This window comes from Streptomyces sp. NPDC059037 (assembly GCF_042740015.1).
Lineage (GTDB): Bacteria > Actinomycetota > Actinomycetes > Streptomycetales > Streptomycetaceae > Streptomyces.
Window position 1 is genome coordinate 1 of record NZ_JBHYIG010000041.1, and the last position, 23,681, is coordinate 23,681.

Consider the following 23,681-nt stretch of genomic DNA (forward strand, 5'->3'; position numbering starts at 1 on the left):
GTGGACGGGGCCTTCGCCGTTCCCCGGCCCCCGCGGGGGGGGCTACCCCCGCTCGGCCTCCTCCTTCGCCGCGGCACGCCCCCGCCAGGCCCGCGCCGCGAACAGCAGGGCCACCAGGACCACCACCCCCGCGATCAGCGCGGCGTCCGGCACCGCCCTGCCCACTCCCCCGGCCCACCGCTCCACCGCGAACGAGTCGTCCACGTCGAGGAGACCCGGCAGCGCCGTGGTCCCGTCGTACGCGAGGAAGAGCGCCCCGAGGGCCACGAAGAAGAGGCCCGACAGGAGCGAGGTCGTGTGCAGTTCGAAGCGGCCGAGCCGGAAGGCACGTCCCCGCAGCCACCGCCGCCGCCCCAGGTCGAACCGCTCCCAGAGCAGCGCGAGCAAGAACAGCGGCACGGCCATGCCAAGGGCGTAGACGGCGAGCAGCAGCCCGCCGTAGACCGGGCTGCCGCTGACCGCAGCCACCGTCAGGACGCTGCCCAGGATCGGGCCCGCGCAGAACCCCGCGAGTCCGTAGACGGCCCCCAGCGCGTACACGGAGAGCGCCGTCGTCGGCCGGATCCGGCCCGAGAGCTCCGCCATCCGCCGCGAGGCGAACCCCATCCCCACGATCTGCAGCACTCCGAGCGCGATGATCAGCCACCCGGCGAACAGGACCAGCTGATCGCGGTGCCCGAAGAAGAACCGCCCGGCGACCGACCCTGCCGCCCCCAGCGGCACGAGCGTCGTCGCGAGCCCCGCGTAGAAGATCCCGGTACGCGCGATGAGCCGTGAGGTCGAGTCGATCGAGTACGCGAAGAAGGCGGGCAGGAGCAGCGCGCTGCACGGGCTGACCAGGGCGAGGAGACCGCCCAGGAACGCCGCGAAGTACCCCACATCGGCGGTCACTTCTTGCCCGCCTTCGCGCTCTTCGCCGCCTGCTCGATCGCCTGGTCGAAGACCTCGTCCGGCTGGGCGCCGGAGATGGGCCGCCCGTTGATCAGGAAGGACGGGGTGGACGTGGCCCCCAGGCCGTACGCCTCCTCCTGGTCCTTCTTCACGGCGGCCGTGGCTGCGGCGCTCCGCACGTCGTCCGAGAAGCGGCCGACGTCCTTGACCCCGGCCTCGCGCGCCAGCTCCTTCAGCCGGTCCTCGCCGAAGCCCTGCTCCTTCGAGCCCTCCGCGTACGCCGCCTCGTGGAACTGCCAGAAGCGCCCCTGCTTCCCCGCGGCCCACGCGCCCCGCGCGGCCCGCTCGGAGTCCTCGCCGAAGATCGGGAAGTTGCGCCACTCGATGCGCAGGGTGCCCTCGTCGACGTACTTCTTCACCAGGCCGGGCTCGGTGTCGCGGGCGAACTTCCCGCAGTAGCCGCACTTGAAGTCGGCGTACTCGATCATCACGACGGGCGCGTCCGCGCGGCCCTGCGCCAGCGGGTCCTTGCCGTCACGGCGGGCCAGCTTCGCGAGCTCCGGGTAGACCCCGGCCTGCGCGTCGGCCGAGACGTCCGCCGCGGGCTCCTCCTTGGCGGTGACCGAGGAGGGCTCGTCGGGCTTGGTCGCGGTGTAGGAGGCGACGCCGAGCAGCAGGGCGGCGACGGCGACACCCGCGCCGATGCCGATGTTCTTCTTTTTGTTGTTGTTCTTCTTGGGCATGAGGGAGTTCTCTCTCGTTCCTGGTACGTCGTTGTAGGGGCCCCGGGCAGGGGCATCTACACGCGCAGGACGGAGAGATCTATCGGCGTCGGCGGTGCGAGCGGCGGCGGACCGCGATCCGGGGTGAGGGACAGCACCGGCTGGTCGGCGCCCCAGGCGCCGGACGCGGCGTGGGCCTGGTGGAGGGCCGGAAGCAGCTCGTACGCGGAGCTGGAGCGCGCCGGGGCCGCGGGGCCCTGACCGGCGTCCTGCTGACCGCTCTTGCCGCAGCCGGGGGCGCCCGCGGACTCCTTGGCCTGCACGGCCGCCGCGGGCTTCGTCACCTTCGCCACCGGCTGCGCGGCCACCGCCGGTGCGCAGAATCCGCCGAGCACGACGAGCAGCACCGCCAGCAGGGGGCACCATCGCGTACGCACTCGGGACAACATCCCCGGAATCGTACGTCCCAGTGCGCCCCGCCCGATAAATCGGTTCGCCACCTCCGAGCGGCGGGTGAGATCCTGGACGCCGTTATGTCTACGCAGCCTGCCCTCACCCTCGACACCCTCGCCCCGCGTCTGTCCGAGCTCTCGCTGCGCGATGAGCACCGGATCGGCCGCCGGCTCGAAGGTGCGCGCCGGATCCGCAAGCCCGAGGCCCGCGCCGCCGTCATCGCCGAGATCTCGGCGGAAGTCGACAAGGCCGCGGCGCGGATGGCCGAGCGGGGCAGCCGCCTGCCCGCGATCACGTATCCCGAAGAGCTGCCGGTCAGCCAGAAGAAGGACGACATCGCGGCGGCGATCCGCGACCACCAGGTGGTGATCGTCGCGGGCGAGACGGGCTCCGGCAAGACCACGCAGATCCCCAAGATCTGCATGGAACTCGGCCGTGGCGTGCGCGGCATGATCGGGCACACCCAGCCCCGCCGCATCGCCGCCCGCACGGTCGCCGAGCGCGTGGCCGACGAGCTGAACACCCCGCTGGGCGAGGCGGTCGGCTGGAAGGTCCGCTTCACCGACCAGGTCGGCGGCGACACGTACGTGAAGCTGATGACGGACGGCATCCTGCTGGCCGAGATCCAGACGGACCGCGAGCTGCGCGCGTACGACACGATCATCATCGACGAGGCCCACGAGCGCTCGCTCAACATCGACTTCCTGCTGGGCTATCTCGCCCAGCTGCTTCCCAGGCGCCCGGACCTGAAGGTCGTCATCACCTCGGCGACGATCGACCCGGAGCGGTTCTCGCGGCACTTCGGGGAAGCCCCGATCGTCGAGGTCAGCGGCCGTACGTATCCCGTCGAGGTGCGCTATCGCCCGCTCCTGGAGGAGGACTCGGACGACACCGACCGCGACCAGATCACCGCGATCACGGACGCCGTCGAGGAACTCCAGTCGGAAGGCAAGGGCGACATCCTCGTCTTCCTCTCCGGGGAGCGCGAGATCCGCGACACGGCGGACGCGCTCAACAAGAAGAACTACAGATTCACGGAAGTGCTCCCGCTGTACGCCCGGCTGTCGCACGCCGAGCAGCACCGCGTCTTCCAGCAGCACACGGGCCGCCGGATCGTCCTCGCCACGAACGTCGCCGAGACATCGCTGACCGTCCCGGGCATCAAGTACGTCATCGACCCGGGCACGGCCCGCATCTCCCGCTACAGCCACCGTACGAAGGTGCAGCGGCTGCCCATCGAGGCGATCAGCCAGGCAAGCGCCAACCAGCGCAAGGGCCGCTGCGGGCGTACGTCGGACGGCATCTGCATCCGCCTGTACAGCGAGGAAGACTTCGTCTCACGGCCGGAGTTCACGGACGCGGAGATCCTGCGCACGAACCTCGCGTCGGTCATCCTCCAGATGACGGCGGCCGGCCTCGGCGACATCGAGAAGTTCCCCTTCATCGACCCGCCGGACCACCGCAACATCCGCGACGGCGTCCAGCTCCTCCAGGAGCTCGGCGCGCTCGACCCGCCCGCCCGTCGCCCACCACCACCCTCAACCGAGCCCTTCGGGCCCCCCTCTTCTTCAAAGGACGTACGCAAGCGCCTCACCCCGCAGGGCCGCAAGCTCGCCCAGCTGCCGGTGGACCCGCGCCTTGCCCGGATGGTCCTTGAGGCCGACAAGAACGGCTGCGTACGCGAGGTCATGGTGATCGCGGCTGCGCTCTCCATCCAGGACCCGCGCGAGCGCCCGGCCGAGAAGCAGACGCAGGCGGACCAGCAGCACGCCCGCTTCAAGGACGAGACGTCGGACTTCCTCGCCTTCCTGAACCTGTGGCGGTACGTCCGCGAGCAGCAGAAGGAGCGCGGCTCGTCGTCCTTCCGCCGGATGTGCAAGTCGGAGTACCTGAACTTCCTGCGGATCCGCGAGTGGCAGGACATCTATACGCAGCTGCGTACGGTCGCCAAGCAGATGGGCATCCATCTGAACGAGGACGACGCCCCCGAGCAGCAGGTCCACATCTCCCTCCTCGCCGGTCTCCTCTCCCACATCGGGATGAAGGACGTGAAGGAGTCGAAGGACAGCGATCCCAAGCAGCGCGGCGGGCGGGGCGAGTATCTGGGCGCCCGCAACGCCAAGTTCGCGGTCTTCCCCGGCTCGGCCCTCTTCAAGAAGCCGCCGCGTTTCATCATGTCGGCGGAGCTGGTGGAGACCTCCCGGCTCTGGGCCCGCGTCAACGCGCGCATCGAACCGGAGTGGGTCGAGCCGCTCGCCCAGCACCTCCTGAAGCGCACGTACAGCGAGCCGCACTGGGAGAAGGACCAGGCGGCGGTGATGGCGACCGAGAAGGTCACGCTGTACGGCGTCCCGCTCGTCACCGACCGCAAGGTGAACTACGGCCGCATCGACCCCAAGGTCTCCCGCGACCTGTTCATCCGCAACGCGCTCGTCGAGGGCGACTGGCGCACGCACCACAAGTTCTTCGCCGCCAACCGCAAGCTCCTGACCGAGGTCGAGGAGCTGGAGCACCGGGCCAGGCGCCGCGACATCCTCGTCGACGACGAGACGCTCTTCGACTTCTACGACCAGCGGGTGCCCGAAGAGGTCGTCTCCGGGGCGCACTTCGACTCCTGGTGGAAGAAGAAGCAGCGCGAAGAGCCCGAACTGCTCGACTTCGAACGCTCGATGCTGATCAACGAGAAGGCGGGGGACGTCTCCAAGGACGACTACCCCGACTCGTGGCGGCAGGGGCAGCTCAAGTTCCGTGTGACGTACCAGTTCGAGCCCGGCGCGGACGCGGACGGCGTGACGGTCCACGTCCCGCTCCAGGTCCTCAACCAGGTCACGGACGAGGGCTTCGACTGGCAGATCCCGGGCCTGCGCGAGGAGGTCGTGATCGAGCTGATCCGCTCCCTGCCGAAGCCGATCCGCCGGCACTACGTCCCGGCGCCCAACTACGCGAAGGCGTTCCTGGACCGGGCGGTGCCTCTGCAGGAGCCGCTGCATGTGACGCTGGCGCGCGAGCTGCAGCGCATGGTCGGCGTCCCCGTCTCGCCGGACGACTTCGACCTCACCCGCGTACCGGACCATCTGAAGATCACCTTCCGGATCACCGACGAGCGGCGCAGGAAGCTCGCCGAGGACAAGGACCTGGAGGCCCTCAAGCTCCAGCTCCGCCCGAAGGCCCGCAAGGCCCTCTCCCAGGCGGCTGCCGCGACGGCCGAGCGCACGGGCGGCTCGGCGGTCGAGCGGACGGGCCTCACCGACTGGTCGATCGGCACGCTCAGCCGCGTCTTCGAGACCCGGCGGGCGGGCCAGCCGGTGAAGGCGTACCCGGCGCTCGTGGACGACGACTCCGCGGCAGGCACCGTGTCCGTACGCCTCTTCGACACGGAGGCGGAGCAGCAGCAGGCGATGTGGAAGGGCACGCGTCGCCTCATCCTGCGCAACATCCCGGTAAATCCGGCCAAGTTCGCCTCCGACAAGCTGACCAACGCCCAGAAGATCGCCCTGTCCGCGAACCCGCACGGCTCCATCCAGGCGCTCTTCGACGACTGCGCGATGGCGGCCGCGGACAAGCTGATCGGCGACTTCGGAGGTCCCGCCTGGGACGAGGAGTCGTACCGCAAGCTGTACGAGAAGGTGCGCGCCGAGATCGTCGACGCGACGGTGCGGACGGTCGGCCAGGTCCAGCAGGTCCTCGCCGCCTGGCAGGCCTGTGAGCGGCGCCTGAAGTCGACGAAGAGCCCGACGCTGCTCGCCAACCTCACGGACGTACGCGCCCAGTTGGACGCGCTGATCCGGCCGGGCTTCGTGACGGCGACGGGGCTGCGCCGGCTGCCGGACCTGATGCGGTACATGGTGGCCGCCGACCGGCGCCTCCAGCAGATGCCGACGAGCGTCCAGCGGGACACCTCGCGCATGGAGAAGGTCCACGACATGCAGGACGAGTACGCCTGGCTCCTGGAGCAGCTGCCGCAGGGCCGCCCCGTGCCCCAGGAGGTCCTGGACATCCGCTGGATGATCGAGGAGCTCCGCGTCAGCTACTTCGCGCACGCGCTCGGCACGGCGTACCCGGTCTCGGACAAGCGGATCGTGAAGGCGATCGACGCGGCCGCGCCGTAGCCCCTCCAGACGTGACGGGCCCATCGCGCAGCGTGAGTTCGACCGGTGGGCCAGGGCTGCTGTACAGTCTCTTCTCGCAGCGCAACGCAGAAACAAGCGCCGCAAACGCAAGGTCCTGTGGAGCAGTTTGGAGTGCTCGCCACCCTGTCAAGGTGGAGGCCGCGGGTTCAAATCCCGTCAGGACCGCAGTAGAGAAGGGGCCGCATCCCGCAACGGATGCGGTCCCTTCTGATGTACGACAACGGGCCGTATCCCCTTGAGGATGCGGCCCGTTGTCGTGCCCGCACCTTGACTGCGTCACATTCCGCCGGTACCCAGAACAACAGGGAGCGAGCGGGACGCTCCCCGTAGAGGTACGGAGGTGGCGCATGGCTATGTCCGCACAGCACGAGACGCGCGCCCTGTTGCGCGCCCACCTGGCGGCCGCGACCGGGTACCGCCATCTGACCCGGCACTGCCCGATCTGCCACCGGCTGCAGCGGCTCGCCCTGGAGGCCGCTCCCGCCCCTCAGGGCGGCTGTGAGAGCGGCGAGGACGAAAGTCCCCCCAACGCATGACCAAAGCCGCCCCGCGACCCGCCTCCGCGGTGGGAGGCTGAACTCGTGGGCGCGGAACGCGAATCCGGCAGCTCCTCTAGCCCAGAGGCGTCATGGGCAACAAGAGTCACGGCGTGTGACGGGTGTCACCGAGGAAGTTTTCAGAACCCCGGAACTTACACCCGTCCTACAACAGGTCAATTTAATATGTGCAATTGCACCACCCTGAGCGACCCCCGGACGGCCTCCGCCCAGCCGACTCGCCGGTAGCGCAACGGCACTCCTCAGAGACCAACAAGCCCGCTCACAGGGCCGCTCACCAGCACCTCCAGGGCGCACAAAAAAGATCGCGCTGGACCCGGCGGAGTCCAGCGCGATCGAAACGACTCACCCATGAGGCTCAGGCGTGGGACCCGTTGGGGCGGGACCCGCGTCGCGTGTAGCTAAAGGTCGGACGGTGCGGCCGGATTGGGGGACCCGACAGCGGTCGTGCTCTTCGTCCTGGATACTGCGGTTATGCGGTAAATCAGGCCTCGCTGCGCTGCTGCGGGATACCCGCGAGCAGTGCGCGGACCTCAGCCTCGCGGTAACGGCGATGCCCGCCGAGCGTGCGAATCGACGTGAGCTTGCCAGCCTTGGCCCAGCGCGTCACCGTCTTGGGGTCGACGCGGAACATCGTGGCGACCTCAGCCGGGGTCAGCAGCGGCTCGGCATCAGGGGTGCGAGCGGTCATGAGCGGCCTCCTCGGAGAACCGAACCTTCTCGGTTCATTCCTCTAAATTCTGCACCTTGACCCGCGTTGCCCGAAATGGCGGACGCGAGTCGAGTCGGTTATAGGACGAACGGCTTGTCCTCGGCACTACAACTACACCATCCGTCCAGCCACGTCGGCCAAACCGATGGAATTGCCCTCCCAGGTGTCTATCAGCGACGGAAGCCGATGGACCATGCCATAGCGGACAGTCACGCCACAGTGACGATCAGTCACAGAGCGATCAGGAGTCAACAGACCCCCCATAGCGTGCAATGCTGAGTATTCCGCCCATACATGGGCGGAAGGAGCCCTCCCCGGACTCCTTGTCCTATTTTGGCACGAGGGGGGGCGATGGGCGCAAGGCCCCGCTAAGTGCGGTCCGTCACGCTTGAGACATAAGCCCGGATCGGGACCTACGTCCCGTGTAGGCGGCACGTAGGGAAGACCATAAGGCCTCAGGGTTCAGACCTCAGTTCGAGAGGCGCCTCCGGCGTCAGTTCGAGAACTGACGGTCCCGGACCGCGCGCCACCGCTCCATGAGCCTCGCATACGCCTCGCCGGCACCCTCGCCGTCGCCGTTGCGCAGCGCCTCGATCCCCTCCGCCACATCCGCCGCGGAGTGGTCGTCGTCGAGCAGCTCCTCCGACAGGGCGTGCACGAGCCCGCCGTAGTCGAGCTCCACCAGCGAGCGCGGGTGGAACTCCTCCAGCCACCGCCCCACATCTGTGAGCCCGTCGACGAGCGGCCCCTCCTCGATCGTGTCCCGCAGCGTCCGAAGGCCACGGGCCACCCGCCGCCGCGCCTGCACCATCGGCGTCCGGTAGCGAAGGACGGGCGGGGACTCCGCCGTCCCCTTCTCGTACTGCCGCTCCTCGTCCGCGACGAGCACGAACCAGTTCAGCGGGACCTGCCACCTCGACGTACGGATCCAGGGGCGGGCGTCCGGATTGCGGGCCAGCCACTGTTCGTAGTCGGCGGCCGTCTGGCGGCGCACCACCGGCGGCAGGACCGCGTCGAGGACCGGCACGGGCAGCTGCCCCGGAAGCTCCCCGAGGGCCTGCCAGCCGCGCAGCCGGGTGCGCCACGGGCAGACGCACACCACCCCGTCGGCCTCCACCACGAACGCGTCGCCGCTCTCGTGCACCGGGACCGGGATCGGCGGTGTGGGCAGCAAGTCGGCCAGGGAGCCACGGAGTTCGTCCTGGTACGAAGGGCGGTCCTTGCGACGCGCGTAGCGCTCCCAGCGGCCGCGCTCCGGCTCCGGGAAGGCGGCCAGCGGCTCATAGACGCGCAAGTAGGACGCGTACGGGACGATCAACGAGGACACCTTGGGCACGGCTGCTCCCTCCCCCGCACACCGGCTGGAAAACACTGCAAATCGTGCCATGGCCGAACTCCGCCGTACTCCATACTGCGCCGGGAGAGGGTGATCCTCGGCACTGCGCGGTCCGGGGCGGTGGACAGGCTCTAGTCTCATGCCCATCGGGCCCCCGCCACCCGCACGGGAGCCCGCCCAACCGCCGCCACTCGACCGGGAGTCACCACAGTGACCGAAGCAGACAACGGCGTCCTGCACACCCTGTTCCACTCGGAGCAGGGGGGCCACGAGCAAGTCGTGCTGTGCCAGGACCGCGCCAGCGGCCTCAAGGCCGTCATCGCCATCCACTCCACCGCTCTGGGCCCCGCCCTCGGCGGCACCCGCTTCTATCCGTACGCGAGCGAGGAAGCCGCCGTCGCGGACGCGCTGAACCTCGCGCGCGGGATGTCGTACAAGAACGCCATGGCCGGGCTCGACCACGGCGGCGGCAAGGCCGTGATCATCGGCGACCCGGACGTCATCAAGAGCGAGGAGCTGCTTCTCGCCTACGGACGCTTCGTGGCCTCGCTCGGCGGCCGCTACGTGACGGCGTGCGACGTCGGTACGTACGTCGCGGACATGGATGTCGTCGCGCGGGAGTGCCGCTGGACGACCGGCCGCTCCCCCGAGAACGGCGGCGCGGGCGACTCCTCCGTGCTCACCGCCTTCGGTGTCTTCCAGGGCATGCGCGCATCGGCGCAGCACCTGTGGGGCGACCCGTCGCTGCGCGGCCGCAAGGTCGGCGTCGCCGGCGTCGGCAAGGTCGGTCACCACCTCGTGGAGCACCTCCTGGCGGACGGCGCAGAGGTCGTGATCACCGATGTGCGCGAGGAGTCCGTACGCCGGATCACCGACAAGCACCCGTCCGTGACGGCCGTCGCCGACACCGAGGCGCTGATCCGCTTCGAGGGCCTCGACGTGTACGCCCCGTGCGCGCTCGGTGGCGCCCTGAACGACGACTCCGTGCCGGTGCTCACCGCGAAGGTGGTCTGCGGCGCCGCCAACAACCAGCTCGAGCACCCGGGTGTGGAGAAGGACCTCGCCGACCGCGGGATCCTCTACGCGCCGGACTACGTGGTGAACGCCGGCGGCGTGATCCAGGTCGCGGACGAGCTGCACGGCTTCGACTTCGACCGGTGCAAGGCGAAGGCGTCGAAGATCTTCGACACCACTCTTGCCATATTCGCTCGTGCGAAGGAAGACGGCATTCCGCCGGCCGCGGCGGCCGACAGGATCGCCGAGCAGCGGATGGCGGAGGCCCGCCGCCGCTGACCCCGCAGAGGCTTTGACAGGGCCCCGTCGACGTACCGGCGAGACAAGACTCACCCCCGTCGGCGGGTCGCCCGACAAGAAGAGGTTAAAATCGCAGTTGACCAGCGAGGACGGGGCTCCTCGCGGGTTCTGCGCCGAGGCGCGTCCTGCGGGCGACGTACCGTATGGCCGCAGGAGCAGGTACCGTGGAAGCCCTACGGACCGGCCTCTCTACGGAGAGCCCGTTCCTGATCATGAACGCGTGTCAAGACTCTGGGGTCACCAAGCCCCATATCCGAGGGGGTCGAGCCATGGGGCGCGGCCGGGCAAAGGCCAAGCAGACGAAGGTCGCCCGCCAGCTGAAGTACAGCAGCGGCGGGACTGACCTGTCGCGTCTGGCCAATGAGCTGGGCGCTTCGACTTCGCAACAGCCGCCGAATGGCGAGCCGTTCGAGGACGACGACGAGGAAGACGACCCGTACGCCCAGTACGCGGATCTGTATAACGACGACGAGGACGACGACTCTGCCGACGAGTCCGGTCCTTCGTCGCAGCGCCGCGGCGCTTGACCTCGTTGCAATCGCAGCACTTGCAGCATTCGCAGTTCTCATAGCAACTGCACTTCACCCGGTCCGGGGTGGTCACCACGCCGGACCGGGTTTTGTGCTGCCCTGAGGGCGGTCCGCAGACCGCCCCCACCGGGCCACTACTTCGCGTAGTCACCGATCAGGGCCGCGCCCGTGGTGTGCTCGCCGCGCTCGGTGATCTCACCGGCGATCCAGGCGTCCACGCCACGGTCCGCGAGGGTCGTCAGGGCCGCGTCAGCCGATTCCTCGGGGACGATCGCCATCATGCCGACGCCCATGTTCAGCGTCTTCTCCAGCTCGAGGCGCTCGACCTGGCCCGCCTTGCCGACCACGTCGAAGACCGCGCCGGGCGTCCACGTCTCGCGGTCGACGATCGCGTGCAGGCCGTCCGGGATGACCCGGGCGAGGTTCGCCGCGAGGCCGCCGCCGGTGATGTGGCTGAACGTGTGGACGTCCGTGGTGCGGGTGAGCGCCAGGCAGTCCAGGGAGTAGATCTTGGTGGGCTCCAGGAGCTCCTCGCCGAGCGTCCGGCCGAACTCCTCGACCTGACGGTCCAGGGTCCAGCCCGCGCGGTCGAAGACCACGTGACGGACGAGCGAGTACCCGTTCGAGTGAAGACCCGATGCCGCCATGGCGATGACCGCGTCACCCTTACGGATGCGATCAGGGCCGAGCAGCCGGTCGGCCTCCACGGCGCCCGTGCCGGCGCCCGCGACGTCGAAGTCGTCCGGGCCGAGCAGGCCCGGGTGCTCCGCCGTCTCGCCGCCCACGAGCGAGCAGCCGGCGAGGACACAGCCCTCGGCGATGCCCTTCACGATGGCCGCGACGCGCTCCGGGTGGACCTTGCCGACGCAGATGTAGTCGGTCATGAAGAGCGGCTCGGCGCCGCACACGACGATGTCGTCCATGACCATCGCGACGAGGTCGTGGCCGATGGTGTCGTACACGCCGAGCTGGCGGGCGATGTCCACCTTCGTGCCGACACCGTCGGTCGCGGAGGCGAGCAGCGGGCGCTCGAAGCGCTTGAGGGCGGAGGCGTCGAAGAGCCCGGCGAAGCCGCCGAGGCCGCCGAGGCCCGCGACCTCGGGGCGCTGGGTCTTCTTGACCCATTCCTTCATGAGCTCGACGGCGCGGTCGCCCGCCTCGATGTCTACGCCGGCGGCCGCGTAGCTGGCACCAGTGGTCTCAGGCATGGTGATTGAGAGCTTTCGTGTCGTTACTACGGGTGGCTTACGGGCGACGGATCGCGTCGGCCGCTGCCGTGGACGCCGGACCGGCGGCCAGCTCCGTCTCCAGAAGCTGCTTGCCGAGCAGCTCGGGGTCGGGCAGGTCCATCGGGTACTCGCCGTCGAAGCAGGCGCGGCAGAGGTTCGGCTTGTCGATGGTCGTGGCCTCGATCATGCCGTCGATGGAGATGTACGAGAGCGAGTCGGCGCCCATAGAGGTGGCGATCTCGTCGATCGTCATGCCGTTGGCGATGAGCTCGGCGCGGGTCGCGAAGTCGATGCCGAAGAAACAGGGCCACTTCACGGGGGGAGAGGAGATCCGGATGTGGATCTCGGCCGCTCCGGCCTCGCGGAGCATCTTGACCAGGGCGCGCTGGGTGTTGCCGCGGACGATCGAGTCGTCGACGACGACCAGACGCTTGCCCTTGATGACTTCCTTGAGGGGGTTCAGCTTGAGACGGATGCCGAGCTGGCGGATCGTCTGCGAGGGCTGGATGAAGGTCCGGCCGACATAGGCGTTCTTGACCAGACCGGCGCCGAAGGGGATGCCGGAGGCTTCCGCGTAACCGATCGCGGCGGGCGTTCCGGACTCCGGGGTCGCTATGACGAGGTCGGCCTCGACGGGAGCTTCCTTGGCGAGTTTCCGACCCATCTCGACGCGCGAGAGGTAGACGTTCCGGCCGGCGATGTCCGTGTCGGGGCGCGCCAGATAGACGTACTCGAAGACACAGCCCTTGGGCTTCGCTTCCGCGAATCGGGACGTTCGCAGTCCGTTCTCGTCGATCGCGATGAACTCGCCGGGCTCGACCTCGCGGACGAAGCTGGCGCCGCAGATGTCGAGCGCCGCGGACTCCGATGCGACGACCCAGCCGCGCTCCAGGCGGCCGAGGACCAGCGGGCGGATGCCCTGCGGGTCGCGGGCCGCGTACAGCGTGTGCTCGTCCATGAAGACGAGGGAGAAGGCGCCCCGTACGTCCGGGAGGACCTTCATGGCGGCGTCTTCGATGGTCAGCGGCTTGCCGTCGTCGTCCACCTGGCCCGCGAGGAGTGCCGTCACCAGGTCGGTGTCGTTGGTCGCCGCGACCTGGGTCGCGCGGCCGTTCTCCTTGGGCAGCTCGGCGACCAGCTCGGCGAGCTGGGCCGTGTTCACGAGGTTGCCGTTGTGCCCGAGCGCGATGGAGCCGTGCGCGGTGGCACGGAACGTCGGCTGGGCGTTCTCCCAGACGGAGGCCCCGGTGGTCGAGTAGCGGGCGTGACCGACCGCGATATGACCCTGGAGCGAGCTGAGAGAGGTTTCGTCGAAGACCTGGGAAACGAGCCCCATGTCCTTGAAGACGAGGATCTGGGAGCCGTTGCTGACCGCGATTCCCGCGGATTCCTGGCCCCGATGCTGGAGGGCGTAGAGCCCGAAGTACGTGAGCTTTGCGACCTCTTCGCCCGGAGCCCAGACACCGAAGACGCCACAAGCGTCCTGGGGGCCTTTCTCGCCGGGGAGCAGATCGTGATTGAGTCGACCGTCACCACGTGGCACGACACCGAGTGTAGGCGAGATCGACCACTGGTCCGAATTGGGGATACAGGCCGCTCACGGACCGTGTTTGCGGCTTGATCAACGGCACGCTGGGTGATCTCGCGACCGCGTCCGGAAGTCGCGACCGCGTCCGGAACGGGGCGCCGCCGTTGACAGGTGTCCGCGCGCTCGGCCAGGCTCCTGGCTTCTGTCGCTGCGCCGCACGAACGCACCGCCCTTCACGCCTCCCCCCTTCTGCGGGGCTCACATCCGCGGGTACGGACGCCTCGGGCGCCGTGCCCCGTTCAGGAGCGCACTGTGTCCTCGTACTCAGACGAATCGAAACTGTCCCGCCGCGCCTTCGGCGGAGCCGTGGGGGCGGGCGCCGCCGCTGCCGCGGTCGGGCTTTCCGCTGCCGGCGCCGACGCCGCCGAGCCTGCCGAACGCCGCTTCCGTGCGGCCCCGCGCCCGAGCGGCAAGCGGCCGAACATTCTCTTCATCCTCGGTGACGACCTCGGGTGGGCCGACCTCTCCTCCTACGGCGCGCCGCACATCAAGACCCCCCACCTGGACCGCCTCGCGCGCCAGGGCGTGCGGTTCACCGATGCCTACTCCGGGTCCCCGACCTGCTCGCCGACCCGGTTCAGCCTCTACACGGGGCGCTTACCCGGTCGTACGAAGGGCGGGCTCGCGGAGCCGATAACGGACAAGTCCGTCGGTCTCGAACCGACACATCCCACGCTGGCCTCGCTGCTGCGGAACGCCGGGTACGCGACCGCCCTGATCGGCAAGTGGCACTGCGGGCACCTGCCCGACTACGCGCCCACGAAGTCCGGCTGGGACGAGTTCTTCGGGAACTTCGGCGGGGGGCTCGAGTACTACTCCAAGCTGGGCCTCTTCGCTGACTACGACCTCTTCGAGGGCGACGCCGAGTACAAGGACCTGCGCTACTACACGCGGATCCTGACCGAGCGTGCCGGTGAGTACATCCGGCGTGACCACGGCGGCAGGCCCTGGCTGCTCAATCTGAACTTCACCACCCCGCACTCCCCGTGGATCGCGGACGGGGACGAGGAGGAGGGCGCCGAGATCGCCCGCAAGATCAGGGCGGGCCGCAAGGACGCGCTCTTGCATCTGGACGGCGGGTCCGTCGAGAAGTACGCGGAGATGGTGGAAGACCTGGACCGGTCAGTCGGTGAGGTGCTGGGCGCGCTGAAGGAGTCCGGGCAGGAGCGGGACACCCTGGTCGTCTTCGCCTCCGACAACGGCGGTGACCGCTTCGCGTACCACTGGCCTCTCTCGGGCGGCAAAGGCTCGCTCCAGGAGGGCGGCATCCGCGTGCCGACCATCGTGCGGTGGCCCGCGCGGCTCGGCGGCGGGCAGGTCAGCCATGAGCCGGTGTTCACGCCCGACTGGACGGCGACGCTCCTGGAGATCGGCGGGGCGCGGCCGAACCCCGCGTACGAGCTGGACGGGACCAGCCTCGCGCCCTATCTCCTGAAGGGCGAGGAGCTCGCCGAGCGTGAGCTGTTCTGGCGGGTGCGTGGAGAGCGGGCGCTGCGGTGCGGGGAGTGGAAGTACTACCGGGGCAAGGGCGGCAAGGACCAGCTGTTCAACCTTGCCGCGGACCAGCGGGAGCAGGCCGACCGGGCGGCGGGCGAGCCGAAGCTGCTCGCCGAGCTGAAGGCGGCGTGGGAGCGGACGAATGCGGGGCTGCTGCCGTACCCCGCTGCCTGAACTGAGCCTTAAGCGCGGCCTAAGAACCCTTCCCGGGGGTTCGCGCGGGCCGGTGTGATCGCTAGCGTGCCTCGCGCGCCCCCGAGTTGATCACCAGACCCGCGCCCCCCCGCTTGGAAGGTCCCCCCATGACACCGTCCCCGCGCCGCTGCCTCATACCCGCCGCAGTGGCTTCAGTGGCCGTAGTGGCTTCAGTGGCCGCCCTGACAGCCGTCGCCGCGCCGGCCACCGCTGCCACCGCCGCCGACGAGCCGGAGCGGCGCGTACAGGTCGCCATGGTGAACTTCACGGACAGCCGGATCCCGGACGCGGGCCGGCTCGAAACCGCCCTGAAGGACAACTACTTCGGGGCTTCCGGCTCCCTCACCTCGTACTACAACGAGGTCACCGGCGGCGCGACCACCTTCAAGGCCGCCGAGGGCGACGGCGTCACCGGACCCGTCGACATCGATCTCGCGGCCACCGGCTGCGACACCGGCAAGATCAACGAACTGACGCGGAAGGCCCTCGCCGCGCAGGGCGTCGCCGAGGACAGCTACGACCATCTGTCGCTCGTCTTCCCCTCGGAGAAGGCCGGCTGCGACTGGCTCGCGCTCGGCACCGTCGGCGGCGGCACCACCTGGATGCCGATCGGCGCCGACGGCAAGATGTCGATGACGGCCCTGGTCCACGAGTTCGGCCACAACTTCGGCTACAGCCACCACATGCGGCTCCGCTGCCCCGAAGGGGACCTCGGGGCGGGCTGCAAGGAGGACGGCACCAGTCACAAGTCCCCGATGGGCGGCGGCGGTTGGGAGGCCGGGCTCACCTCGCCCGAGCTGCTGCACAACAAGTGGCTTTCGGGTAGCGAGGTCGCCAAGGTCGGCAAGTCGGGTACGTACGCGCTGCGTCCGTTGTACGGAAGCGGAAGCGGGGTCCGGGCGCTCGACATCCCGCTGGGCGACGACCGCCTGGTCGTGGAGCTGCGGCACGAGTCCGGCACGGTCGACGGCGAGATCCAGGGCGTGCACGCCTACCGGGCGCCGGGCGGCGACTACGCCAAGTCCGCTCTCCTGGACCCGACTTCGGACGCCGATGAGTCCACCGGCGGCGAGGCGCCGGCCGACGCGGACGCGCTGAAGGCGGGCACGACGCTGACGGACAAGGCGCGGAAGGTGAAGGTAGAGGTGGTGAAGGCGGGTGCGGAGTCCGCGACGGTCGAGGTGAGCCTGGACGGGGTGGCGGCTCCCGCCAAGAGCGAGGCCGCAGCGGACGCCCCCAACGACGCCCGCCCCGAGGGGGGTTCCACCGACCTCGCCGAGACCGGCGGCAACTCCGACACCACGCTCGCCTACTCCGTCGGCGGCGCGCTGCTCCTGGCATCGGGCGGCGCGTTCCTGCTGAAATCACGCCGCCGCGGCTGAGCGCCCCATAGGGGCGCGGGGAACTGCGCGACAAGCCCCCACGGCGCCGCGGCCGAAGAACTAGTGCGTCTTCAGGTCAGCATTCGCGCTGACGACCGTGCCGTCGGCGGCGGTGAGAGTCAGACCCCGATGCGTCAGCTTGAAATTCACCTTGCCGTCAAAGAGCTTGAGGAGCTTCTGCTCGGTCTCCCGGGCAGGGCCCTCGCACATCATCCGGGTGCTCCGGGGCGTGCCCAGGGTGATCTCGTCGCCCCGCACATCGGCCTTGGCCGACACGTTGTTGCAGCCGAGGTTGCCGCGGACGGTGCCGTCCTTGCCGAAGGTCAGATGGGCCTTGCCGTCCACCTCCTTCGGCAGGGAGGTCGTCACCTCGCCGTCGCCGATGGCGTTCAGCGTCCACTTGGTGCCCGTCAGCGGGGCGTCGGGCTCCGACGTGAAGGCCACGCGGTCCCCCTTCTCGGTGGTGAGCGTCAGCTTGTCCCCGTCGGCCTTGGCCTTCAGCTCGCCGTTGCCGAGGGTGCGCGTGAGCGTCTCCTCGAAGTCCAGCTTGTCGCAGCCCATGTCGGTCGACGTGGCATTGCCGAAGTCGACCTTGTCGCCGTCGACGGAGACGTCCGCGGAGAAGCCGTTGCAGCCGTAGTTGCCCTTGGCCTTCCCCTTGTCGTCGATCGTGACGTAGGTGCCGCCCGGGGCCTGCTGTTTCTTGCCGTCCACCGTGAGGCTGTCGACGTTCCAGTGCACTCCGGTGATGGGCAGCTCGGACGCGACGGAACCGTCGCTCTTGCCGTTGCCCGATCCGGTCTCGGTGCCGCACGCGGTGAGCAGGCCCGCGGCGGCGAGAGCGATGGCGGTGGTGGTCAGTCGCGTCTTCTGCATGCCGCTGTGACGGGACAAGTGGGGGTTCTGGTTCCCGTCGCCCCGTAAGGGGCGCGGGGAGCTGCGCGACCAGCCACGGACGGCCCGCAGATTCGTCACCGGTCTTCCAGCGGAGCGCTCAGCTCATGACCGGCAGCAGCCCCGCCAGGTCCGCGCGCTCCCCGCTCGCGCTGACCCTCGCCCCGTCGAGCGCCGACTTCCAGTCCGTACGCCCGGTCGCCAGGCGGATCCAGGTCAGCGGGTCGGTCTCGACGACGTTCGGCGGGGTGCCGCGGGTGTGCCGGGGGCCCTGCACGCACTGGACCACGGCGAACGGCGGCACCCTGACCTCGACGGCGCCGCCGGGGGCCTTCACCGCGAGGGCGTCGGCGAGCAGCCGGGTGCAGGCGGCGAGGGCCTGACGGTCGTACGCGACATCGAGGCCCGGCACGGCGTCGTTCAGGTCGTCGGTGTGGACGATCAGTTCGACGGTGCGGGTGACCAGGAAGTCGTCGAGGGTCATCGCGCCAAACCGGGTCGGCGTCAGACGGCCGGCGGCGACCCCGTCCAGTGCCTCGTCATAGGCGGTCAGGGTCCGCGCGTACAGCTCGCCGAGGTCCTGCGCGGCGAAGGCCCGCGACGCCTCGTCGACCTGGGCGGCGGCCGAGGCGGTCGCGAACGGCCAGTCCAACAGGGCCACTTCGCGCGCCGAGGGCTCCGGCATGGCGAGGAACCTGCTGACCGCGCCGAGCGCCATGGTGATGTGCGCGGCGAGCTCGCGGACGGTCCAGTCGCCGAGCCGGGTCGGCAGGGCCAGCTGCTCCGGCTCCAGGGCGGCGACCGCTTCCCGTACGTTCCCGAACTGGGTACGCACTGCGGTGCGGATCTTGGCGGCGTCGTACGTACGCGTGCGCTTCTTGGCCGGTGGCATGGGGCCGAGCCTAATGCGGTCCCGGGTAGCCCTGGAGACCTTTTTCGACCTGCTCGAAGGCGCGCTCGGCATAGGCGGCGCAGTCCTCGGCGATCGCGTCGAGCGGATCGCCTTCGAGGGTGCGGCGGTGGTTCTCCATGATGAGCGCGTTGCGGGCGCCGAGCAGCTGCGCGGCGGCGACTCCCGCGAGGACACGGTCGCCGGTCTCCTCGACGAGGGCCTCCGTGAGGAGCTGCATGGCGCGCATGTGGAAGACGACCATGCGATGCGCCAGGGTCGGTGTATCGCCGACCAGTTGGCGCACCTTCATGGCGCGCGGGTCACCGCTGAGGCCGACCGCGGGGTCGCGCGCGGCGACCTGTTCGAGGAAGGCTTCGCGCATCGCCGTGACCGCGGAGGCGCCGGGCCTGCGGGCGCGCACCGCGTCGGCGGCGTCGCCGACGTGCTCCTCCATGGGGCTGACGATCACGCCTTCCTTGGTGCCGAAGTAGTTGAAGACGGTCATCTTCGACACCTCGGCCGCCTCGGCGATCTCCGCCACGGAGACATGGTCGAAACCGCGCTCGGAGCAGAGGTCCACCGCCGCCCGCCAGATCCGCGACGCGGTCTGCCTCTTCTTGCGCTCGCGCAGCCCGAGCTCCTCAGTCATGCAGGTCACGGTACCGGGACGGCTTCCTCCCCCACCGTGAACGTCTCGCGGTTGGCGGGCACTCCGACGCCCCGCGCGGTGGCCAGGTCCGGGCCGTCCATCAGCTGGAAGTACACATGCGGTTCGGTCGAGTTGCCGGAGTTCCCGCGGCGGGCGATGACCTGCCCGGCCGTCACCTTGTCCCCGGCGCGGACGGCGAGCGACACGACTCGGCGGCCTCGGCCCAGTCGCCCTCGATCACCCACCGTCTCGGTGAGCAGGCCGTACTGCCACTCGTACCGATGCCCCGTCGGCACGGCAAGCCCAAGGCCGGCCACCGCACCCGGAAACGCCGAAGCCCCCGTTCGGGCCAGGTCCGAACGGGGGCTTCGAGCGGAAACGTCAGGCGAAGAGCCCCGGCAGGGTGCCCTCGTGCGCCTCGCGGATCTCGCCCAGCGGCAGCGTGAACTCGCCCTGCACGTCGACCGCGTCACCGTCCACGACACCGATGCGCGTCACGGGAAGGCCCCGCGCCCCGCACATGTCGGTGAAGCGCAGCTCCTCGCTCCGCGGCACGGAGACGACCGCGCGCCCGGCCGATTCGCTGAACAGGAGGGTGAACGCGTCGAGACCGTCCGGGACGATCAGGCGCGCGCCCTTCCCGCCCCGCAGGCAGGACTCGGCGACGGCCTGTGCGAGACCACCGTCGGACAGGTCGTGCGCGGCGTCGATCATGCCGTCGCGCGAGGCCGAGATCAGGATCTCGGCGAGCAGCCGCTCGCGCTCCAGGTCCACCTTCGGGGGCAGGCCGCCGAGGTGGTCGTGGACGACCTGCGACCAGGCCGAGCCGCCGAACTCCTCGGAGGTGTCACCGAGCAGATAGAGCAGCTGCCCCTCCTCGGCGAAGGCGATCGGCGTGCGCCGTGCGACGTCGTCGATCACACCGAGGACGGAGACGACCGGCGTCGGGTGGATCGCCGCCTCGCCCGTCTGGTTGTAGAGCGAGACATTGCCGCCGGTCACCGGGGTGCCCAGGATCTGGCAGGCGTCGGCGAGGCCACGGGTGGTCTCGGCGAACTGCCACATGACGTCCGGGTCCTCGGGCGAACCGAAGTTCAGGCAGTCCGAGACGGCGAGCGGCCGGGCACCCGTCGCGGCGACGTTGCGGTACGCCTCCGACAGGGCGAGCTGCGCGCCCGCGTACGGGTCGAGCTTCGAGTAGCGGCCGTTGCCGTCATTGGCGAGGGCGACACCGAGGCCGGTCTCCTCGTCGATGCGGACCATGCCGGAGTCCTCGGGCTGCGCGAGCACCGTGTTGCCCTGCACGAAACGGTCGTACTGATCCGTCACCCACGCCTTGGACGCCTGGTTCGGCGAGGCGACGACGGCGAGCATCTGCTCGCGCAGTTCGGCCGAACTCGCCGGTCGGGGCAGCTTGTTGGCGTCGTCCGCCTGGAGGGCGTCCTGCCAGGACGGGCGGGCGTAGGGACGCTCGTAGACCGGACCGTCGTGGGCGACGGTGCGCGGGTCGAGGTCGACGATCTTCTCGCCGTGCCAGAAGATCTCAAGCCGGTCGCCGTCGGTCACTTCACCCACGACCGTCGCGATGACGTCCCACTTCTCGCAGATGGCGAGGAAGCGCTCGACCTTCTCCGGCTCGACGACCGCACACATCCGCTCCTGCGACTCACTCATGAGGATCTCCTCGGGAGTGAGCGTGGAGTCGCGAAGGGGTACGTCGTCGAGCTCGACGCGCATGCCGCCGGAGCCGTTGGACGCCAACTCCGAGGTCGCGCAGGAGAGTCCGGCGGCACCCAGGTCCTGAATACCCACGACCAGCTTCTCGGCGAAGGCCTCCAGGGTGCACTCGATGAGGAGCTTCTCCTGGAAGGGGTCACCGACCTGGACGGCGGGACGCTTCGACGGCTTGGTGTCGTCGAAGGTCTCGGAGGCCAGGATCGAGGCGCCGCCGATGCCGTCGCCGCCGGTGCGGGCCCCGTAGAGGATGACCTTGTTGCCGGGGCCCGAAGCCTTCGCGAGGTGGATGTCCTCGTGCCGCATCACGCCGATCGCACCGGCGTTGACCAGCGGATTGCCCTGATAGCAGGCGTCGAAGACGAGCTCGCCGCCGATGTTCGGCAGGCCCAGGCAGTTGCCGTAGCCGCCGATGCCCGCGACGACACCCGGCAGGACACGCTTGGTGTCGGGGTGGTGGGCATCGCCCATCCGCAGCGGGTCGACGACCGCGACCGGGCGGGCGCCCATCGCGATGATGTCGCGGACGATGCCGCCGACACCGGTGGCCGCGCCCTGGTAGGGCTCGACGTACGAGGGGTGGTTGTGCGACTCGACCTTGAAGGTGACCGCATAGCCGTTGCCGACGTCGACGACACCGGCGTTCTCGCCGATGCCGACGAGCATGGCGCCCCCACCCGGTGTATCAGCCTCGGGGGCCTTCTCGCCGAACTGGCGCAGGTGCACCTTGCTGCTCTTGTACGAGCAGTGCTCGGACCACATGACGGAGTACATGGCGAGCTCGGCGCCGGTGGGACGGCGGCCCAGGATCTCGCGTACGCGCGCGTACTCGTCTTCCTTCAGGCCCAGTTCGGCCCAGGGCAGCTTGACCTCGGGGGTCTCGGCGGCGTGCTTGACGGTGTCCAGAGTCATCAGACGTTGACCAGCTTCTTCAGGATCGAGGTGAAGAATCCCAGGCCGTCGGTGCGGCCGGTCCCGATCAGCGGCTCGACCGCGTGCTCGGGGTGCGGCATGAGGCCGACGACGTTGCCCGCGGCGTTGGAGACACCGGCGATGTCCCGCAGCGAACCGTTGGGGTTCACGTCGAGGTAGCGGAAGACGACCCGCCCCTCGGCCTCGAGCATGTCCAGGGTCCGCTCATCGGCGACGTACCGTCCGTCGATGTTCTTCAGCGGTACGGAGATCTCCTGGCCGGCGTCATAGTCGGCGGTCCAGGCGGTGTCGGCCGTCTCCACGCGCAGCTTCTGGTCGCGGCAGATGAAGTGCAGGTGGTTGTTCTTCAGCATCGCGCCGGGGAGCAGGTGGGACTCGGTGAGCACCTGGAAGCCGTTGCAGATGCCGAGGACCGGCATCCCGGCCTTTGCCTGCTCGATGACCGACTCCATGACGGGCGAAAACCGTGAAATGGCCCCGGCCCGCAGATAGTCGCCGTACGAGAATCCGCCGGGGAGCACCACGGCGTCGACCTGCTTGAGGTCCTTGTCCCGGTGCCAGAGCGGCACGGCTTCGGCGCCGGCGACCCGGACGGCGCGCTGGGTGTCGCGGTCGTCGAGGGTTCCGGGGAAAGTGACGACTCCGATTCGAGCAGTCACTTCTCTTCCTCCACCTTTACGAAGAAGTCTTCGATCACGGTGTTGGCGAGGAAGGTTTCCGCCATCTCGTGGATACGGGCGAGGGCCGCGTCATCGACGGGCCCGTCCACCTCGAGTTCGAAGCGCTTTCCCTGACGTACGTCGGCGATCCCCTTGAATCCGAGGCGCGGCAGTGCACGCTGCACCGCCTGGCCCTGGGGGTCGAGGATCTCCGGCTTGAGCATGACGTCGACTACGACGCGTGCCACTGGCACTCCCGGTGTGTGGTGCTGGCTGAGCGGTCCCTTCAGACTACCTGCACAAAAATTCTACTCGCGTAGATTCGTAGAAACCTACGTGAGGACGGTCACGTTCCCACACCCATCCATGTATCGAACGGGGCACCTTCGCGAAAAATCCAGGAAAAGATCACGCATCAGCATTGCTCCCGGACACGCGGGGGGATTTAGTCGGGCTTCACAATGCAATGCCGGGCACTGTACAAAGGAAATGGCATTAGCCGATGCTTTGCACATAACAGTGCCCCTAACAGCCGGACAGTCGGCATCACCGCACGTCAACGCGGCGAGGCCGCACGAAGGGACCGATATTCGTGGCGCAGCGTGTCGTGGTCACTCTCTCTGACGACATCGACGGCGGGGAAGCGGCGGAAACCATCGCTTTCGGTCTTGACGGCAAGTCGTACGAGATCGACCTCAATCAAACCAATGCCAAGAAACTGCGCACCGCGCTCGCCCCGTTCCTCGACGCGGCCCGCAAGCAGTCGAAGTCCGGCAAGGCCTTCCGGCACACGACGGTGGCCGCGAACCCGGCGGCCGTCCGCGCCTGGGCCCGCTCGAACCAGATGGACGTGCCGCCGCGCGGCCGCATCCCGAAGAAGGTCTACGAGGCGTTCGAGGCGGCCAACTGAGCCTTGGCCCGTGGCCGCGCCGACCTGGACCGACAGCCGGCCAGGAGGGCCCCTCGGCAACCGACTTGACCTGCACCCCCGCCGGTCGGCTAAAGTCTGGAGCACGCCGAGGGGCAAGGCCGAAAGGCCGAACCACACGGAGTCTTGCGGGTGTAGTTCAGTAGTAGAACATCCCCCTTCCAGGGGGAAGGCGCAGTGTGCAATTCCTGTCACCCGCTCTGCATCGCCGGTCAGGCACCCTTCTGGGTGCGGTAGGCTGGTGCTCGCACCGATCAGTGAAAGCTGGTCGGAGGCAATGCGAACGTAGCTCAGTTGGTAGAGCGCAACCTTGCCAAGGTTGAGGTCGCGAGTTCGAACCTCGTCGTTCGCTCCATTGAAGAAGGCCCCCGCGACCCCGCCCGGGGCGTGGGAGGGGGGCGCGGGGGGCCGGCCGGGGAGAAATTTTAATGGAGACCGGGTCACCGCCCCCAGCGA

The 23,681-nt window shown here is 69.2% G+C and carries 20 protein-coding genes, 3 tRNA genes and 1 pseudogene; 10 read left to right on the top strand and 14 right to left on the bottom strand.

All coding sequences use genetic code 11. From position 1 onward, the window contains the following. Positions 1–42 precede the first annotated feature (42 nt). Genes ACFWY6_RS11740 through ACFWY6_RS11750 form a run of 3 tightly spaced genes read right to left on the bottom strand, consistent with a single transcriptional unit; the run spans position 43 to position 2,062 of the window. A complete protein-coding gene (locus ACFWY6_RS11740; RefSeq protein ID WP_384688025.1) occupies positions 43–891 on the bottom strand; it encodes a cytochrome c biogenesis CcdA family protein in 849 nt (282 codons plus the stop codon). Continuing rightward, the gene (locus tag ACFWY6_RS11745; protein WP_384688026.1) at positions 888–1,634 is read right to left on the bottom strand and encodes a DsbA family protein; all 747 of its coding nucleotides are present in this window, start codon (positions 1,632–1,634) and stop codon (positions 888–890) included. The genes ACFWY6_RS11740 and ACFWY6_RS11745 overlap by 4 nt, the downstream gene beginning before the upstream one ends. A gap of 56 nt (positions 1,635–1,690) precedes the next feature. Then, positions 1,691–2,062 (bottom strand): hypothetical protein, encoded by a 372-nt coding sequence (locus ACFWY6_RS11750; RefSeq protein ID WP_384688027.1) that lies wholly within the window; start codon positions 2,060–2,062, stop codon positions 1,691–1,693. An 84-nt stretch (positions 2,063–2,146) separates the two neighbouring features. On the opposite strand from ACFWY6_RS11750, the gene hrpA reads away from it, so the two are divergent. From hrpA to ACFWY6_RS11765, 3 genes are all read left to right on the top strand, one after another. After that, a complete protein-coding gene (hrpA, locus tag ACFWY6_RS11755) occupies positions 2,147–6,175 on the top strand; it encodes an ATP-dependent RNA helicase HrpA (RefSeq protein WP_384688029.1) in 4,029 nt (1,342 codons plus the stop codon). 111 nt (positions 6,176–6,286) lie between these two features. Further along, a tRNA-Asp gene (locus ACFWY6_RS11760) sits at positions 6,287–6,361 on the top strand. A gap of 182 nt (positions 6,362–6,543) precedes the next feature. Beyond that, on the top strand, positions 6,544–6,732 hold the full coding sequence (locus tag ACFWY6_RS11765) for a DUF6274 family protein (RefSeq protein WP_384688031.1): 189 nt from the start codon (positions 6,544–6,546) through the stop codon (positions 6,730–6,732). Positions 6,733–7,237: 505 nt separating this feature from the next. On the opposite strand, the gene bldC is transcribed toward ACFWY6_RS11765, so the two are convergent. Both bldC and ACFWY6_RS11775 read right to left on the bottom strand, forming a co-directional pair. After that, positions 7,238–7,444 (bottom strand): developmental transcriptional regulator BldC, encoded by a 207-nt coding sequence (gene bldC / locus ACFWY6_RS11770; protein WP_003949541.1) that lies wholly within the window; start codon positions 7,442–7,444, stop codon positions 7,238–7,240. Positions 7,445–7,958: 514 nt separating this feature from the next. After that, complete coding sequence (locus tag ACFWY6_RS11775) at positions 7,959–8,801, bottom strand: hypothetical protein (protein ID WP_266864791.1); 843 nt, start codon at positions 8,799–8,801, stop codon at positions 7,959–7,961. Between the two features lie 210 nt (positions 8,802–9,011). On the opposite strand from ACFWY6_RS11775, the gene ACFWY6_RS11780 reads away from it, so the two are divergent. Together ACFWY6_RS11780 and ACFWY6_RS11785 are read left to right on the top strand one after the other, a co-directional pair. Further along, positions 9,012–10,094, top strand: coding sequence for a Leu/Phe/Val dehydrogenase (locus ACFWY6_RS11780; RefSeq protein ID WP_384688032.1), 1,083 nt, complete (start codon positions 9,012–9,014; stop codon positions 10,092–10,094). Positions 10,095–10,384: 290 nt separating this feature from the next. Continuing rightward, positions 10,385–10,642, top strand: coding sequence for a DUF3073 domain-containing protein (locus ACFWY6_RS11785; protein ID WP_135332081.1), 258 nt, complete (start codon positions 10,385–10,387; stop codon positions 10,640–10,642). Positions 10,643–10,779: 137 nt separating this feature from the next. Here ACFWY6_RS11785 and purM read toward each other — a convergent pair whose 3' ends face one another. Both purM and purF read right to left on the bottom strand, forming a co-directional pair. Further along, the gene (gene purM / locus ACFWY6_RS11790; protein ID WP_384688033.1) at positions 10,780–11,853 is read right to left on the bottom strand and encodes a phosphoribosylformylglycinamidine cyclo-ligase; all 1,074 of its coding nucleotides are present in this window, start codon (positions 11,851–11,853) and stop codon (positions 10,780–10,782) included. Between the two features lie 37 nt (positions 11,854–11,890). Beyond that, on the bottom strand, positions 11,891–13,417 hold the full coding sequence (gene purF, locus ACFWY6_RS11795) for an amidophosphoribosyltransferase (protein WP_384688035.1): 1,527 nt from the start codon (positions 13,415–13,417) through the stop codon (positions 11,891–11,893). Positions 13,418–13,714: 297 nt separating this feature from the next. Here purF and ACFWY6_RS11800 point away from each other — a divergent pair, with 297 nt between their 5' ends. Next, positions 13,715–15,133, top strand: a complete 1,419-nt coding sequence (locus ACFWY6_RS11800; protein WP_384688037.1) for a sulfatase — start codon at positions 13,715–13,717, stop codon at positions 15,131–15,133. 194 nt (positions 15,134–15,327) lie between these two features. Continuing rightward, the gene (locus tag ACFWY6_RS11805) at positions 15,328–16,536 is read left to right on the top strand and encodes an LPXTG cell wall anchor domain-containing protein (protein WP_384688039.1); all 1,209 of its coding nucleotides are present in this window, start codon (positions 15,328–15,330) and stop codon (positions 16,534–16,536) included. Between the two features lie 60 nt (positions 16,537–16,596). Here the strand turns inward: ACFWY6_RS11805 and ACFWY6_RS11810 are convergent, their stop codons facing one another. From ACFWY6_RS11810 to purS, 7 genes and pseudogenes are all read right to left on the bottom strand, one after another. Beyond that, on the bottom strand, positions 16,597–17,412 hold the full coding sequence (locus ACFWY6_RS11810; RefSeq protein WP_384688041.1) for an META domain-containing protein: 816 nt from the start codon (positions 17,410–17,412) through the stop codon (positions 16,597–16,599). A gap of 118 nt (positions 17,413–17,530) precedes the next feature. Beyond that, positions 17,531–18,322 carry a sterol carrier family protein gene (locus ACFWY6_RS11815; RefSeq protein WP_384688042.1) on the bottom strand — a complete coding sequence of 264 codons (792 nt, stop codon included), beginning with the start codon at positions 18,320–18,322 and terminating at the stop codon, positions 17,531–17,533. 10 nt (positions 18,323–18,332) lie between these two features. Further along, positions 18,333–18,971, bottom strand: a complete 639-nt coding sequence (locus ACFWY6_RS11820; RefSeq protein WP_384688044.1) for a TetR/AcrR family transcriptional regulator — start codon at positions 18,969–18,971, stop codon at positions 18,333–18,335. 5 nt (positions 18,972–18,976) lie between these two features. Beyond that, positions 18,977–19,174 (bottom strand): annotated as a pseudogene (locus ACFWY6_RS11825) (M23 family metallopeptidase); the annotation flags it as partial. A gap of 178 nt (positions 19,175–19,352) precedes the next feature. Further along, a complete protein-coding gene (gene purL, locus ACFWY6_RS11830; protein WP_384688046.1) occupies positions 19,353–21,617 on the bottom strand; it encodes a phosphoribosylformylglycinamidine synthase subunit PurL in 2,265 nt (754 codons plus the stop codon). Further along, positions 21,617–22,297, bottom strand: coding sequence for a phosphoribosylformylglycinamidine synthase subunit PurQ (purQ, locus tag ACFWY6_RS11835; RefSeq protein WP_266864772.1), 681 nt, complete (start codon positions 22,295–22,297; stop codon positions 21,617–21,619). Before purQ ends, purL begins: the two co-directional genes overlap by 1 nt. Next, positions 22,294–22,545, bottom strand: coding sequence for a phosphoribosylformylglycinamidine synthase subunit PurS (gene purS, locus ACFWY6_RS11840; protein ID WP_135332092.1), 252 nt, complete (start codon positions 22,543–22,545; stop codon positions 22,294–22,296). The genes purQ and purS overlap by 4 nt, the downstream gene beginning before the upstream one ends. A gap of 344 nt (positions 22,546–22,889) precedes the next feature. On the opposite strand from purS, the gene ACFWY6_RS11845 reads away from it, so the two are divergent. From ACFWY6_RS11845 to ACFWY6_RS11855, 3 genes are all read left to right on the top strand, one after another. Beyond that, positions 22,890–23,207 carry an Lsr2 family protein gene (locus tag ACFWY6_RS11845; protein ID WP_266864768.1) on the top strand — a complete coding sequence of 106 codons (318 nt, stop codon included), beginning with the start codon at positions 22,890–22,892 and terminating at the stop codon, positions 23,205–23,207. Between the two features lie 146 nt (positions 23,208–23,353). Next, positions 23,354–23,425 (top strand) — tRNA-Gly (locus tag ACFWY6_RS11850). Positions 23,426–23,504: 79 nt separating this feature from the next. Next, a tRNA-Gly gene (locus ACFWY6_RS11855) sits at positions 23,505–23,580 on the top strand. Positions 23,581–23,681 lie beyond the last annotated feature (101 nt).